This is a genomic window from Candidatus Sodalis endolongispinus (genome assembly GCF_018777395.1).
In the GTDB taxonomy this organism is placed as follows: Bacteria; Pseudomonadota; Gammaproteobacteria; order Enterobacterales; family Enterobacteriaceae; genus Sodalis_B; species Sodalis_B endolongispinus.
Window position 1 is genome coordinate 2555725 of sequence record NZ_JAFJYC010000001.1, and the last position, 15311, is coordinate 2571035.

7 protein-coding genes and 7 pseudogenes are annotated in these 15311 nt (G+C 56.8%); 9 read left to right on the forward strand and 5 right to left on the reverse strand.

What is annotated here, in order from left to right; all coding sequences use genetic code 11:
* Positions 1 to 223: 223 nt before the first annotated feature.
* The 8 genes and pseudogenes from cysP (at position 224) to JZM24_RS12445 (ending at position 8678) form a co-directional block, all read left to right on the forward strand.
* Positions 224 to 1249 (forward strand): thiosulfate ABC transporter substrate-binding protein CysP, encoded by a 1026-nt coding sequence (cysP, locus tag JZM24_RS12410; RefSeq protein WP_215669841.1) that lies wholly within the window; start codon positions 224 to 226, stop codon positions 1247 to 1249.
* A pseudogene (cysT, locus tag JZM24_RS12415) lies at positions 1249 to 2075 on the forward strand (sulfate/thiosulfate ABC transporter permease CysT). Before cysP ends, cysT begins: the two are co-directional and overlap by 1 nt.
* Positions 2075 to 2926 (forward strand): annotated as a pseudogene (gene cysW / locus JZM24_RS12420) (sulfate/thiosulfate ABC transporter permease CysW). The pseudogenes cysT and cysW overlap by 1 nt, the downstream one beginning before the upstream one ends.
* Positions 2923 to 4007 (forward strand): annotated as a pseudogene (gene cysA, locus JZM24_RS12425) (sulfate/thiosulfate ABC transporter ATP-binding protein CysA). Before cysW ends, cysA begins: the two co-directional pseudogenes overlap by 4 nt.
* 240 nt (positions 4008 to 4247) lie before the next feature.
* On the forward strand, positions 4248 to 5318 hold the full coding sequence (locus JZM24_RS12430; RefSeq protein ID WP_215669842.1) for an alkene reductase: 1071 nt from the start codon (positions 4248 to 4250) through the stop codon (positions 5316 to 5318).
* Between the two features lie 212 nt (positions 5319 to 5530).
* Complete coding sequence (gene cysM / locus JZM24_RS12435) at positions 5531 to 6415, forward strand: cysteine synthase CysM (RefSeq protein WP_215669843.1); 885 nt, start codon at positions 5531 to 5533, stop codon at positions 6413 to 6415.
* 148 nt (positions 6416 to 6563) lie between these two features.
* Positions 6564 to 7239: pseudogene (locus JZM24_RS12440) on the forward strand (response regulator transcription factor).
* A gap of 155 nt (positions 7240 to 7394) precedes the next feature.
* Positions 7395 to 8678 (forward strand): ATP-binding protein, encoded by a 1284-nt coding sequence (locus JZM24_RS12445; RefSeq protein WP_376775549.1) that lies wholly within the window; start codon positions 7395 to 7397, stop codon positions 8676 to 8678.
* Between the two features lie 381 nt (positions 8679 to 9059).
* Here JZM24_RS12445 and crr read toward each other — a convergent pair whose 3' ends face one another.
* The 5 genes and pseudogenes from crr to cysZ form a co-directional block, all read right to left on the reverse strand.
* Entirely contained in the window at positions 9060 to 9569 is a 510-nt protein-coding gene (gene crr / locus JZM24_RS12450; protein ID WP_215669845.1) for a PTS glucose transporter subunit IIA, read from the reverse strand.
* Positions 9570 to 9610: 41 nt separating this feature from the next.
* Complete coding sequence (gene ptsI, locus JZM24_RS12455; protein WP_215669846.1) at positions 9611 to 11338, reverse strand: phosphoenolpyruvate-protein phosphotransferase PtsI; 1728 nt, start codon at positions 11336 to 11338, stop codon at positions 9611 to 9613.
* A gap of 50 nt (positions 11339 to 11388) precedes the next feature.
* Positions 11389 to 11646, reverse strand: coding sequence for a phosphocarrier protein Hpr (gene ptsH / locus JZM24_RS12460; RefSeq protein WP_011411525.1), 258 nt, complete (start codon positions 11644 to 11646; stop codon positions 11389 to 11391).
* Between the two features lie 404 nt (positions 11647 to 12050).
* A pseudogene (gene cysK / locus JZM24_RS12465) lies at positions 12051 to 13018 on the reverse strand (cysteine synthase A).
* Positions 13019 to 13133: 115 nt separating this feature from the next.
* Positions 13134 to 13878 (reverse strand): annotated as a pseudogene (cysZ, locus tag JZM24_RS12470) (sulfate transporter CysZ).
* 280 nt (positions 13879 to 14158) lie between these two features.
* On the opposite strand from cysZ, the pseudogene JZM24_RS12475 reads away from it, so the two are divergent.
* Positions 14159 to 15219 (forward strand): annotated as a pseudogene (locus JZM24_RS12475) (IS3 family transposase); the annotation flags it as partial.
* Positions 15220 to 15311 lie beyond the last annotated feature (92 nt).

Genomic DNA, 15311 nt, shown 5'->3' on the forward strand with positions numbered 1-15311 from the left:
CTGATGTTCCTTCCGTTGGCCCCACAGCGCGACTCTCTGTAACCCTCCCTAGGTCCGCCAGTCTGGCTGGCCGCTTAGCTGTCGCGCAAGCCTTAGCCTTATGCCTTTTGTGACTTGCAAATCACAAATCGATATATAAAAGCGTTACGGGTTATCCCTCCGTTATAAATAAACTATAAGACTCTCGGGGCGGCCTTTTTGTCCATCACCATCAGGACACAACATGACCTTTACGCTTTTTCCCGGCCGGGCAAGACACATTTGCGCCGTAGTGGCGATGCTGGCATGCGGACAGGCACAGGCCACCACATTGCTCAACAGCTCCTATGACGTGTCTCGTGAACTTTTCGCGGCCCTTAATCCCGGTTTTATCGCACAGTGGCAGCAGGAACATCCGGGCGACACGCTAACCCTGCGCCAGTCGCACGCCGGCTCTTCCCGGCAGGCGCTGGCCATACTGCAGGGATTTCCGGCGGATGTGGTGACCTATAATCAGGTCACCGATGTACAGATTCTCCACGATCGCGGCCGATTGATTGCCGCCGATTGGCGTGATCGCTTACCCAATCAGAGTTCGCCGCCTTACTACTCAACCATGGCGTTTCTGGTGCGCAAAGGAAATCCAAAAGGGATCCATGACTGGCGCGATCTGGCCCGTGACGGCGTGCAATTAGTGTTTCCCAACCCGAAAACCTCGGGAAACGGTCGCTATACCTATTTAGCCGCCTGGGGCGCGATGGAGCAGGCGTTTGACGGCGACCGCTCACGTACCCGCGCCTGGATGCAGAAATTTTTGGCCAACGTCGAGGTGTTCAATACCGGCGGGCGCGGCGCAACGACGACCTTCATTGAGCGCGGTCAGGGGGATGTGCTGATAAGTTTTGAATCAGAGGTCAATACGCTGCGTGATCAGGCCGGCGCCGGCGACTATCAGGTCATCGTGCCGGCCACGGATATTCTGGCGGAGTTTCCGGTAGCCTGGGTTGATAAAAACGTGGAAAAGAACGGAACCGCGCAGGCGGCGAAATCCTATCTCAACTATCTCTACAGCCCGGCGGCGCAGCCCATTATCGCCGGGTTTTACTATCTGGTAAACGATACACAAATGATGAACGCAAACAAAAGCAAATTTCCACCGACCCGGCTGTTTCTGGTTGAGTACAGATTCGGCGGCTGGCAGCCGGCTATGGCGACACATTTCGAGCGCGGCGGCGAGCTGGATCAATTATTGGCGGCGGGGCATCGCTGATGCTGGCCTTGACCACCAAACTGGGCCTGCCCGGTTTTGGCCTAAGCCTCGGCGGCAGTGTGCTGTTCGTCTGCCTAATCCTGCTGCTGCCGTTAAGCGCGCTGGTCATGCAGTTAGCGCAGATGAGCTGGTCACAGTACTGGGAGGTCATCACCGGCCCGGAGCTGCTGGCGGCCTATAAAATCACGCTGATCTGTGCCGGGGTGGCGTCGTTGTTCAATGCGGTATTCGGCATGCTGATGGCCTGGATCCTCACACGCTATCGCTTTCCCGGCCGTGCGCTGCTGGACGGCCTGATGGATTTGCCGTTCGCCCTGCCTACCGCGGTGGCGGGTTTGACGCTGGCCACGCTGTTTTCCACCACCGGCTGGTACGGCGGCTGGCTGGCCCAGTTTGGCATTAAAGTCTCCTACACCTGGCTCGGCATCGCCGTGGCGATAGCCTTCACCAGCATCCCGTGCGTACCGTGCAGCCGGTGCTGGAAGAGCTGGGGCCGGAATACGAAGAAGCGGCGCAAACCCTCGGCGCTGGGCACTGGCAGACGTTTTTCCGCGTTATCCTGCCGGAAGTCGCCCCGGCGCTGCTGGCAGGGACCGCGCTGTCGTTCACCCGCAGCCTGGGCGAATTCGGCGCGGTGATCTTTATCGCCGGCAATATCGCCTGGAAAACCGAGGTCACCTCTTTAATGATTTTTATCCGCCTGCAGGAGTTTGGTTACCCGGCGGCCAGCGCTATCGCCTCGGTGATCCTGGCGGCGTCGTTGCTGCTGCTGTTCGCCATTAACGTGCTGCAATACCGCTTCGGCCGTCGGTTGGGAGGGCAATGATGACCGAACTCTCCGTGTTCAACGGCGCCGCGCGCGCACCTTTTCCGTGGGGAAAAGGGCTTTTGATAGGCCTGGGCGCCGTGGTATTGCTGGTGGTGCCGCTGATTTCAATTTTCGCCACCGCGCTGGCGGAAGGACTGGCGGCGGTAGGGCGCAATCTTAACGATAGCGACATGCTGCACGCCATTTGGCTGACGGTGCTTATCGCGCTGATAACCGTACCGGTGAATGTGGTGTTCGGCACCTTAATGGCCTGGCTGGTGACGCGCTTCAATTTTCGCGGCCGCCAGCTGTTGCTTACCCTAATGGATGTGCCTTTCGCGGTATCGCCCGTGGTGGCTGGCCTGCTATACCTGCTGTTTTACGGGACGAACGGCCCCCTCGGAGGCTGACTGGACGAACATGATATGCAGTTGATGTTCTCATGGCCGGGGATGGCGCTGGTGACGATATTCGTTACCTGTCCGTTTGTGGTGCGCGAGCTGGTGCCGGTGATGCTCAGTCATGGCAGCCAGGAGGACGAGGCCGCGATATTGCTGGGCGCATCCGGCTGGCAGATGTTTCGCCGCGTCACGCTGCCCAATATCCGCTGGGCGCTGCTGTATGGCGTTATCCTGACCAACGCCCGCGCCATCGGCGAGTTCGGCGTGGTGTCGGGGTCTATCCGCGGCGAAACCTATACCCTGCCGCTGCAGGTGGAATTACTGCATCAGGATTACAACACCGTCGGCGCGTTTACCGCCGCTGCGCTGCTGACCCTGATGGCGATTGTGACATTATGCTTGAAGAGCGGGCTGAAGTGGCGCCTGGCGCGTCATCAGGCTGAGCTTCAACCGGGGGACACACAATGAGTATAGCAGTCGATAAGGTCAGCAAATTTTTTGCTAACAGCAAAGTATTGAATGATATTTCGCTGGATATCGCCTCCGGGGAAATGGTCGCGTTGCTGGGGCCGTCCGGTTCCGGCAAGACGACGCTTTTGCGCATCATCGCGGGGCTGGAGCACCATAACAGCGGCCATCTCCGCTTCGGCGGCAAAGACGTTAGCCGGGTGCACGCCCGCGATCGTCACGTGGGATTTGTGTTCCAGCACTACGCCCTGTTTCGCCATATGACCGTCGCCGAGAATATCGCTTTTGGCTTAACGGTCCTGCCACGGCGCGAGCGTCCCGGTCGTGCCGCCATCAAGCAAAAAGTCGCCAGTCTTCTGGACATGGTGCAATTAGGCCATCTGGCCGCGCGCTATCCTTCCCAGCTTTCCGGCGGTCAGAAACAGCGTGTGGCGTTGGCGCGCGCCCTGGCGGTGGAGCAGGAAATCCTATTGCTCGACGAGCCGTTTGGCGCTCTGGATGCGCAGGTGCGCAAAGAGCTGCGCCGCTGGCTGCGCCAACTGCACGAAGAGCTCAAATTTACCAGCGTGTTCGTCACCCACGATCAGGAAGAGGCGATGGAAGTCGCGGACAGGGTAGTGGTGATGAGCCACGGCAATATCGAACAGGTGGGAACGCCGCAGGAGGTTTGGCGCGAACCGGCCAGCCGCTTTGTATTGGAGTTTCTGGGCGAGGTCAACCGGTTGGACGGCGACATTCGCGGTGCCCAGCTGTTTGTCGGGCCGTACCACTGGCCGCTGAATTATGCGCCGATTCATCAGGGGCCGGTGGAACTGTTCTTACGGCCGTGGGAGATGGCGCTAAGCGCAGAGCCCACCGCCCGCTGCCGGTACAAATCATCGATGTCAGTCCGCGCGGCCATTATTGGCAGCTGGTAGTACAGCCGCTGGGCTGGCATCAGCAACCGCTGACGGTGGTGGCGTCCACGGAGACGGCCGGTACCCCTGTCCGCGGCGAACGCCGCTACCTGGGTGGCCAGAACGCCCGCCTTTATGCCGGGGATAAAGCCCTGCAGCCGGTGGCCTTCGCCGCAAGCGCCTGAGCGCCTCTTACTGCATGACCCGCCTGATGCGCGGGTCTGCCCGTCGTTGCCTCCCATTGCCGGCCACGAACCGCGTCCCGTGTTGCGCCCGAAGAAAAAGCCCGTGCAGTTAAAGTCATCAGCGGCATTTGCGGCTTAATAGTAGGGTAAACAATAATTGTAAGGGCTGACCTATCGCGGACGCTGGCCGAAGGCCGTGGAATTTGTGGTTGGAAATTGAATATCCTATCGAGGTGAGTAATGGCTGAACTGTTTGAACCGGTGAAAATTGGCGCTATTGAGCTGGCTAACCGTATCGTGATGGCCACGCTGACCCGGATGCGCACCGACGACCAGCGCGTGCCCGGGGCGCTGGCGCAGGAATATTATGCCCAGCGCGCCAGCGCGGGACTTATCGTCACCGAGGCGACCTCGGTGTCGCCTCAGGGGGTCGGCTACCCCAATACCCCGGGGATTTGGTCGCCCGAACAGACGGAAGGGTGGACACAGGTCACGGCGGCGGTGCACCGGGTCGGCGGCAAAATCGTCTGCCAACTTTGGCATGTGGGGCGGATATCCGATCCGGTTTACCTTGACGGGGAATTGCCGGTCGCTCCCAGCGCGATTGCGCCGGAGGGCTTTGTCTCGGTGATCCGTCCGCAAAAAAACTACGTCACGCCGCGGGCGCTGGCCACTGATGAAATCGCCGGGATTGTCGAGGATTACCGGCGGGCGGCGGAGAATGCCAAGCGCAGCGGCTTTGACGGCGTCGAGCTGCATGCCGCCAATGGGTATCTGTTCGACCAGTTCCTGCATGACGGATCCAATAAACGCACCGATCGCTACGGCGGTTCGATAGCCAACCGCGCCCGCTTTTTACTGGAGGCGGTGGATGCGCTTTTAACCGTGTGGCCCGCCGATCGCCTGGGAGTGCATCTCAACCTGATGTCAGATACCCACAGCATGCGCGATTCCGATCCCAAAGCGATGTTCAGCTATGTGGCGCGGGAGCTGAATGCGCGCGGGCTGGCCTTTATTTTCGCACGCGAAGCGCTGGATTTCCCCAACCTGCTGGCGCCGACGCTGCGGGAGCATTTCCATGGCGCCTTGATAGTCAATGAAGGCTTTACCGGCGCCAGCGCTGCCGCCGCAGTAGCTGCGGGTGCGACTGACGCGGTGGCATTCGGCAGACTGTACATCGCCAACCCGGATTTGGTGGCGCGTCTGCGTGATAAGGCGCCGCTGAACGAAGTCAATCCGCAGACGCTCTATGCCCGCGGTGCCGAGGGGTATACCGATCATCCGGCCATTGAGGATCAAATCACCGGCTAGCGGTGCAGCCGGCGGGAAAGAAGCTCGCAGCGGGCGGCGTGTGGAACTCGCGAGGCGCGAGCCGGGCGCGCCCGCTTTTCTTATGGCGGGAATCTGATACTATTTGGTGAAGATGAAGGGGACTCTGCGCCAGCGGCGTGTCACCTCACTGCACGATTTTGACCAACAGGGCGGCCGCACGGCTGCCTGTTTTTTATTGGGAACCCCAGACCGTGACCACGCTTGAACATTGCATCGGCAATACCCCGCTCATAAAGCTTCAGCGTATGGTTCCCGCAGGCGGCGGCGAGATCTGGCTGAAGATGGAAGGCAATAATCCGGCGGGATCTGTCAAAGATCGCGCAGCGTTATCCATGATCCAGCAGGCGGAACGGCGCGGCGAGATTGCGCCTGGTGATCGGTTGATTGAGGCGACCAGCGGCAATACCGGCATCGCCCTGGCGATGATTGCCGCGTTGAAAGGCTATCGCCTGACGCTGCTGATGCCGGACAATATGAGTAGCGAGCGGCAGGCGGCGATGCGCGCCTACGGGGCAGAATTGATTTTGGTGGAAAAAGCCTTGGGCATGGAGGGCGCGCGCGATCGGGCACGCGCCATTGCGCAGGCGACGGGCGCGAAAGTCATGGATCAATTTAATAACCCCGATAATCCGCTGGCGCATTTTACCACCACAGGCCCGGAAATCTGGCTTCAAACCGACGGGCGTATCAGTCATTTTGTCTCCAGCATGGGCACCACCGGCACCATCATGGGCGTCGGCCGATTTCTTAAATCCCGGCGGCCGGACGTGACCATCGTTGGGCTACAGCCGGCGCCGGGCAGCAATATTCCCGGCATCCGCCGCTGGCCGGCCGCATACCTGCCGGCTATTTTTGACCCTGCGCTGGTGGACTTGACCCTGGATATCGACCAGCAGGAAGCGGAAAATACCCTGCGCCGGTTGGCAAAAGAAGAAGGCATTTTCTGCGGCGTCAGCTCCGGCGGCGCGGTAGCCGGCGCATTGCGCGTGGCCGCCGATGCGCCGGTCAGTCTGGTGGTCGCCGTCTGCGGCGATCGTTACCTGTCCACCGGCGTTTTCCATTTAGGCAAAAGCTGAGTCAGCCCTTTTGCCTAAATGGGGCAATCCGGCAGCACCTTTTCGCCTCTTGCGGGCCAAATAGTGGCAGGTCTCTGGCCTGGTGAATTATGGACGGCTGTCTGGCGATAACGCAGGAGAGCGATGGCAAGGTATGTGGAGAGAGAAAATGAAAATTTTGCTGGTTGATGACGATCGCGAACTGGGCAAAATGCTGAGCGAATACCTGACTGCGGAGGGATGGCTTCGATACCACCTTGGTACTGACCGGTCAGGAAGGGGGGGACGGCGCGCTTTCCGGCGACTATACCGCCATGATTCTGGATATCATGCTGCCGGATATGAGCGGCACCGATGTTTTGCGCCAGGTGCGCAAGAGCATCCGTATGCCGATTATTATGCTGACCGCGAAAGGCGATAATATCGATCGCGTCATCGGCCTGGAAATGGGCGCGAATGATTATATGCCCAAGCCCTGTTATCCCCGCGAACTGGTCGCGCGACTGCGCGCGGTGCTGCGCTGTTTCGACGAACGTCCAGAACAGGCGGGCGTGGCGAGCTTTGGCGATTTGCTGCTGAACCCCGCGACCCGCACCAGTCTTTGGCAAGGGAAACCGTTTGATCTCACCGCATCGGAATTTAACCTGCTGGAATTGCTTATTCGCGCGCCCGACCGGGTGGTATCCAAAGACGACCTGTCGGAAAAGGGGCTGGGCCGGCGCCGCGAGGCCTATGATCGCAGCGTCGACGCGCATATCAGCAATATCCGGCAAAAACTGACGTTGCTGCCCGGCAGCAGCCTGGGCATTGAAACGGTGCGCAGTATTGGTTACCGGATCCGCTGATGAGATTACGCGGGCGTTTGTTCTGGAAGATTTTGCTCGGATTATGGTTGATTTTTCTGCTAATTACCCAAGGACTGTGGGTTGGTTTCATCCTGTACGGCAACCGCCACGAACCGCCGGAAGAATCAATCGCCCGGCGTTTTATCAATTTGCAGATGACATCGGCCGAGTCGGCGCTGAAAGCGGGCGTTCTGCCCGCCTTGCATGCGTTGATGGCCAGTTGGCCGGACGGGGAACAGGCCCTGCTGACTGTCAGGGCACCAAGCGCTGCCGCCGATGAACCCGGGCCGGTAACAGGGGACAATTCTTCCTTGGCCGGCAACGGCACCAGTCCGCTTGCGGGGACCGGGGCAGGGGATATCGATCACGGCGCCACGCCCGGCGCGACCAGGCGTCGGCCGCCGGGATCCCCGGCGCTGGCGCGGCTGGAATTCATCGCTAACCGGCAGGTTACGGCGGCCGATGGGCAGCAATATCTGCTGCATTATGACGTTGAAAACTTACGCAGGCTGTATCACAACGGCCACAGGAGCAACATTCTCAATATGCCGAGCCCGCTGTTCTGGCTGGGCTTGACGGGTGGTCTGTTGTTCAGTTTTCTTCTGGCCTGGAACCTGACCCGCCCGATGCGCCAACTGCGCAGCGCCTTTGAGCGCGTGTCGCTGGGCGATTTAACGGTGCGTTTGCTCCCCGTTATGCGCCGACGCCACGATGAGATAACCGAAGTGGCGAAGGACTTCGATGCCATGGCCGAGCGGCTGCAGGTACTGGTCGCGGCGCGCGAGGCGCTGTTGCATGACATTTCTCACGAACTGCGCACACCGCTGGCCCGTTTGCAGCTGGCAATCGGACTGGCGCATCAGAACCCGGCCAATGTGGATACCTATCTGGCGCGTATTGAGCAGGAAGCCGAGCGCCTTGACCGCATGGTGGGGGAACTGCTGGCGCTTTCGCGCGCGGAGCACCAGGGCATGCTGGCGGAGGAATACTTCGACTTGCTGGGGCTGGTGGAATCGGTGGTCAATGATGCTCGCTATGAGGCGCAGCTCACCAAGGTCACTATCGCGCTGACCGCCCGCCAGCCGGCGGACTATACCGTCAAAGGCAACGCAGAAATGATGCGACGTGCGGTGGAGAATATTGTACGTAACGCGCTGCGTTTCTCCTTGCCGGGGCAAGAAATCGCCGTGTCGATGGCGGCGGAAGATCGCCTGCTTACGATCAGCGTGACGGATCAGGGGCCGGGTATTCCTAGTGAAAAACTCTCCAGCATTTTCGATCCCTTCGTGCTGGTGAACTCTCCGCAAAGCGGTAAAGGCTACGGCCTGGGTCTGGCGATTACCCGCAAGGTGCTGTTGGCCCACGGCGGGTCAGTCGACGCGCATAATGGCCGCGATGGCGGGCTGCAAATCCAGTTGCGGCTACCGCACTGGCAGTAACCGCTTTCAAGTTGGCCGCTGTACCGAAGGGGTGGCGCTCGGCACCTGGACCGCGACGCGACCAGATTGCTGCGCGGGCAAGAGGACCTCGCCGGGGCGTGAGGCGATAACCTTGCTTCATTGGCAAGTGGACCATGCCGGGGGTTAATGCGATAACCTTGCTGCGCGGGCAAGATGACCCTGCCGTGGCCATCCCCTCCTCGTGTTTTGGCTTAGGCCAGGTGCCCGCGCCATGTCAATGTCTGGCGGGGCTAAGCGACTTAGGCCAGCATCCTTGCCGTCAACCACGCTGTTCCCTGACGACGCTGCCAAAAAATAACGGCGCTCATTGAGCGCCGTTATTGTCATGCCCGCCGATGCGGTTGGCGGAAAAGCGAGGGGCTACTTGCGGATACGAATGATCGGGGTTTCACCGACCACGACGCTGCCGGACAATTTCACCAGTTCTTTGATTTCGTCCATATTGGAAATAACTACCGGTGTCAGGGTCGATTTCGCTTTTTCTTCCAGCAACGGCAGATCGAACTCGATCACAACGTCACCTTTTTTCACGCGTTGACCTTCTTCAGCGATACGGCGGAATCCTTCGCCTTTCAGCTCAACGGTGTCGATACCGAAATGGACGAACAGATCAATGCCGCTGTCGGATTCGATGGAGAAAGCGTGATTAGTCTCGAAAATTTTGCCAATGGTGCCATCTACCGGGGCAACCATTTTATTGCCGCTGGGCTTGATGGCGATCCCATCGCCCACGATCTTTTCAGCGAAAACCACGTCAGGAACATCTTCAATGTTTACAATTTCCCCGGAAAGAGGTGCAACTATTTCAATGCTTCCCGTGTCTTTCTTGTCATCGGAAACCAGAGATTTCAGTTTATCGAACAAACCCATAATCTTCTCCTAAGCATTTATATCGGGTCAGCGTCGTGAAATCAGCAGAGCGTTTTTTCTTCAATAAATTTGTTGACCAGATTCATCAACTCTTCCGCTGTTGGCTGAGCTAATGCTTCCTCTGCTAATGCCTTTGCATCGCCAAAATTGGTATTGCGAATAATTTTCTTGATGCGCGGGATAGAGATAGCACTCATGCTGAATTCATCCAGTCCCATCCCTAATAACAGTAGTGTAGCACGTTCATCTCCCGCCAGCTCGCCGCACATACCGGTCCATTTGCCCGCAGCGTGAGACGCGTCAATGACTTGCTTGATTAATGTCAGTACTGCCGGAGACATAGGATTATACAGATGAGAAATCAGCTCATTACCGCGATCCACGGCAAGAGTATACTGGGTAAGGTCGTTTGTCCCAATACTAAAGAAATCGACTTCATGCGCCAGATGGCGCGCGATAACCGCGGCGGCGGACGTTTCCACCATCACGCCGACTGCGATATCCTCGTCGAAGGCCTTTCCCTCTTCACGCAGCTGCCCTTTCAACAACGAGAGCTCCTGCTTTAGGGTGCGCACTTCTTCCACCGAAATAATCATCGGATACATAATGCGCAGTTTGCCGAACGCTGAAGCGCGCAGAATGGCGCGCAGCTGAGCGTGCAGCATCTCTTTACGATCCAGCCCGATGCGGATGGCGCGCCAGCCAAGGAACGGGTTGTCCTCTTTCGGCAAATTCATATAGGGCAAATCTTTATCGCCGCCGATATCCATAGTGCGTACGATGATGGAACCGGTGGGCATGGACTCCGCCACCGCTTTGTAAGCCTGGAATTGCTCGTCTTCGCTGGGCAGGGAATCGCGGTCCATAAACAGAAACTCGGTGCGATACAGACCAACCCCTTCCGCACCATTACGTTCGGCACCCACGACGTCACGCACGGTACCGATATTGGCGCAGACTTCCACTTGGTGGCCGTCAAGCGTAACGGCGGGCAGATCTTTAAGTTTGGCCAGCTCGCTCTTCTCGGCGGCGTCCTGGCTTTGCAGCGCTTTCAGCTCTTCGATCACCGCCGGTTCGGGATTGATATAAACTTGGTTGTTGATCGCGTCCAGAATCAGATAATCGCCGTTGGCGACCTGCTTGGTAATATTGCCGGTGCCCACGATAGCCGGCAGCTCCAGCGAGCGTGCCATAATTGACGTATGGGAAGTTCTGCCGCCGATATCGGTGACAAAACCCAGCACTTTATCCAGATTCAACTGCGCGGTTTCCGAGGGCGTCAGATCCACCGCCACCAGCACGGCTTCCTCGCTGATAGCGCTTAAGTCGATAATCGGCATCGAGAGGATGTTGCGCAGTAACCGTTTACCAATGTCGCGCACGTCGGTGGCGCGTTCTTTAAGGTATTCGTCGTCGAGTTCTTCCAACGCTTTCGCCTGCGTCTCAATCACGGAATAAACCGCGGCGTCCGCGCTGGCGAGGTCTTCTTTGATAAGGGCTATGATGTCCTGCTCAAGCTCTTCGTCTTCCAATAACATGATATGGCCTTCGAAGATGGCTTCCTTTTCTTCACCGAAGGTTTCACCCGCTTTGGTTTTGATCGCTTCCAATTGCGCGGAAGCTTTGGCACGTCCGGCAAGAAAACGTTCTACTTCCTGCTCAACCTGGTCCGCGGTGATCTTTTTCCGGTTGATGACAATCTCATCTTCCTTCAGTAGCAGCGCTTTACCAAAGACGATGCCCGGTGATGCTAAAATGCCTGAAATCATAACCCTACCTTACTCATGACACATGTTAACTAAAAAGACCGGGCCGTATGTTATTCAAGCTCTGCCATCAGTTTAACCAAATGTTCTACCGCCTTCTGTTCGTCTTCGCCTTCCGCGGCGATAGTGACGACGGTACCCTGCGTCAGGCCCAGGGTTTGCAGTTTGAACAGGCTTTTCGCGCTCGCGCTTTTGCCATTGGAGGTCACGGTGATTTCGGAACTAAAGCCTTTAGCTTCCTTGACAAACTGGGCGGCGGGACGGGTATGCAGACCATTAGGAGCAGTAATCGTAACTTCTTGCTGGTACATTTTATTTCCCCAACTTATTAGATGATATCAGTGTTATGGGGCTAAAGTTTAGCCTAAAGGTTCACTTTAGCCTATATGGTTGTCGTGGAGTCTGTGGCGCAATAGTAGGCGATAATCGTCCTGACAGGGCGTCACAGCATTAATTGCTTAATCACGCCATCGGAGGCATGAATGCTTTTGACATTAATCATTATGCCGCTTTTCGTCGAAAATCTATAGGCCGACGAGCGTTTCTGTTGACTGTATAATAAATAGCCTGATTAATTTCATACTCCGAAATAATTGTCCGCTTAAATACAAGACAGGACCAACAAAATCAATTCGCGGTGGGTCGAAAGTATGATCCAGTCCACAAAAAAGCACCATGGCGGGTGCTTTTTTAAACAAACCGGCTATAGCGGGCGTTATTGTAATTCAGGTGAAGTAAACAGATCGGCAAACAGAGCGGTGCTAAGGTAGCGCTCGCCGGATGAGGGCAGGACAACCACGATGTTCTTGTTGGCGAAGTCCCCTTCTTGCTGCAGTTTCAGCGCTGCCGCTACGGCGGCGCCGGAAGAGATGCCGGCCAGAATGCCTTCCTCTTCCATCAGACGGCGTGCGGTGCTGATAGCTTCATCGTTAGTGATTTTTTCTACCCGATCGATGAGTTTCAGGTCCAGATTATCGGGAATGAAACCGGCGCCAATCCCCTGGATTTTATGCGGGCCGGGCTTGATTTCGTCGCCGGCCAGCGCCTGTGTGATGACGGGGGAGTCGGTCGGATCCACCGCAACGGTAAACACATTCTTGCCCTGGGTGTTTTTCAGATAACGACTGACGCCGGTAATCGTTCCGCCGGTGCCCACGCCCGCGATAAACACGTCCACCTCGCCGTCGGTATCATGCCAAATTTCCGGGCCGGTGGTCTGCTCGTGAATGGCGGGGTTGGCCGGGTTACTGAATTGCTGCAGCATCAAAAAACGCGCGGGATCGGTTGCAACAATCTCCTCCGACTTGGCGATGGCGCCTTTCATGCCTTTCGGGCCGTCGGTCAGCACCAGATTGGCGCCCAAAGCTTTCAGCAGCTTACGGCGCTCACTGCTCATGGTTTCCGGCATGGTCAGCGTCGGTTTGTAGCCGCGGGCCCCGCCGCCACATAAGCCAAGGCGATACCAGTATTGCCGCTGGTGGACTCCACCAGTTCCACGCCGGGTTTAAGCACGCCCCGTTTTTCCGCATCCCAAATCATATTCGCGCCGATGCGGCATTTGACGCTGAAGCTGGGATTGCGGGATTCCACCTTCGCCAGGATGCGACCATTGCCGATACGGTTTAAACGGACCAGCGGGGTATGGCCGATAGTCAGTGAATTGTCTTCATAAATTTTGCTCATGACCAGTCCTATAGTTCAGGTGCGAAAGGAAGGGGTTTTCAGCCAAGCATACCCTTTCAGCATAGGGGTGGAAGTGACAGAATCGTATATCGTTATGTTATTAAGACATAAGTTTTTAAGAACCGGATACCGTATGGCCGGCGCGGTATTTATCCACCCACATTGCCGTGGCGCCGCAGACCGCCACCGGCAGGATCACCAGATTCACAATCGGTATCAAGGTAAACAAGATTACCAATGCACCGAACCGCATATTCGCCACTTTATGACGCCTGAGGGTGGCGCGCATGGCTGAGAACGGGATTTTATGGTTATCAAAGGGATAATCGCAATATTGAATCGCCAGCATCCAGGCGCTGAACAAAAACCACAGCACCGGCACCAGCGTCTGGCCAATGGCCGGGATAAAATGCAGGGCCAGTAAAATCAGTGCCCGTGGCAGGTAGTAACACAGCTTCACCCATTCGCGGTGTATCACGCACCAGATACACCAGCCCGCTGTCAGGCGCGGCATGGCCTGTCAAGCGCGTTTCCAGACGTTCGGCCAGCAGGCCGCTAAAGGGGGCGACAATCACATTGGCTACGGTACTAAAGAAATAGCCGAATACCAGCAACACCGCCAGCACGCACAATGGCCAGAGGAGATAATTCAACCAGTGTAACCAATCGGGAACGTAGCTCATTAATTGCGGGATCCACTGGCTCAGCTGGCGATACAGCCACCAAAAAGCGCTGCCTAATAGCGCAATATTCACCAATAGCGGCAGCAGGACATAGCGTTTAATGCCGGGTAGCATGATTAAACGCCAGCCGGCGAAAAAATAATGTATGCCACTGCGGGAAGTTATCTCTTTTTGCATGTCGTTTTGCGCCATTTTGGTCCTGACAGATAAGGGTGTGATCACAGTTTTCGGCGTTTATTAACGCCGTTTGGTTCATTTTGTCTGAAAAAGCAGCAAAAAAAATAACTTGCCAAACTCTTTTTGCCAGAAAGTACCCTGTAGACTTGCACTTGTCTACGCAGGCAAATACAGTTAAGAGAGTAAATGTGATTTATCCCCCTGAAACACCAGACAGTAGCTGTATCTCCAGATAAGAGATAGGCTTGAATATATGTCTAACACTAACGCCAATTTTGATATGACCGGGATCCTGTTAGGTCAAGAAGTCCGTAAACGTAAAACTCCTCAGGAAAAAATGGCCATTATTCAGCAGACGATGGAGCCCGGCATGAATGTCTCCCATCTCGCACGACTGCACGGTATCCAGCCCAGCCTGCTGTTTAAGTGGAAAAAGCAATATCAGGAAGGCAGCCTCACCGCCGGGGAGGACGTTGTTCCTGCCTCTGAGCTTGCAGCTGCATTGAAGCAGGTCCGGGAGCTCCAGCGCCTTCTGGGTAAGAAGACGATGGAGGTTGAGATCCTAAAAGAAGCCGTGGAGTACGGCCAGTCACGAAAATGGATAGCGCACGCGCCCTTGTTGCCAAAGGCCGGGGAATAGCACAGGTCAGCCGCGCCATGAGCGGGTCGCGTGCGCCGCTGTCACTGCGGATTAAGCGTTCTGCCGACTGGCAGGACAGGCGCTGTAACCGGCGTAATGACGAAGCAGACGCTGAAATACTGTCGGACATCCTCGACATCATCAGCGATATGCCCAGCTACGGCTATCGGCGGGTGTGGGGCATCCTGCGTAAACAACGTCGCGCAGAGGGACTGCCGCCGGTAAATGCGAAACGACTTTACAGGATCATGTGTGAGCATAACCTGCTGTTATTACATTGAAAACCAGAGCGGCCGAGGCGTGAGCATAAGGGCAGGATCGCGGTGGCAGAAAGCGATATGCGCTGGTGTTCAGATGGCTTCGAGTTCGGCTGCGACAACGGTGAAAAACTGCGGGTCACGTTCGCACTGGACTGCTGCGACAGAGAGGCCATAGACTGGGCTGCGAGCACTGTAGGCTACGACAGTTCGACCGTGCAGGATGTGATGCTGAGGTCGGTAGAAAAGCGCTTCGGCGACAGGTTACCCGATACAGCGGTGCAGTGGTTGACGGACAACGGTTCAGCGTATACCGCGCATGAAACGCAGAGGTTCGCCAGAGAACTGGATCTGGAGCCCTGCACAACAGCGGTGAGCACCCCGCAGAGCAATGGCATGGCCGAACGGTTCGTGAAGACGATGAAGGAAGACTATATCACTCTCCGAGAGAATACCGGCGGCAGCGGGCTTCGTTAACTTAAGATACAAAAGCTGTCCGGAGATGGCAGGGCAAGATCAGTTAAGAGAGTAAATGT

What these genes read in the sequence shown, in the direction of transcription:
- JZM24_RS12445 (WP_376775549.1), top strand. Translation starts at nt 7,395, where the DNA reads ATGACATCGGCCGAGTCGGCGCTGAAAGCGGGCGTTCTGCCCGCCTTG.
- ptsH (WP_011411525.1), bottom strand. Translation starts at nt 11,646, where the DNA reads ATGTACCAGCAAGAAGTTACGATTACTGCTCCTAATGGTCTGCATACC.
- crr (WP_215669845.1), bottom strand. Translation starts at nt 9,569, where the DNA reads ATGGGTTTGTTCGATAAACTGAAATCTCTGGTTTCCGATGACAAGAAA.
- cysP (WP_215669841.1), top strand. Translation starts at nt 224, where the DNA reads ATGACCTTTACGCTTTTTCCCGGCCGGGCAAGACACATTTGCGCCGTA.
- JZM24_RS12430 (WP_215669842.1), top strand. Translation starts at nt 4,248, where the DNA reads ATGGCTGAACTGTTTGAACCGGTGAAAATTGGCGCTATTGAGCTGGCT.
- ptsI (WP_215669846.1), bottom strand. Translation starts at nt 11,338, where the DNA reads ATGATTTCAGGCATTTTAGCATCACCGGGCATCGTCTTTGGTAAAGCG.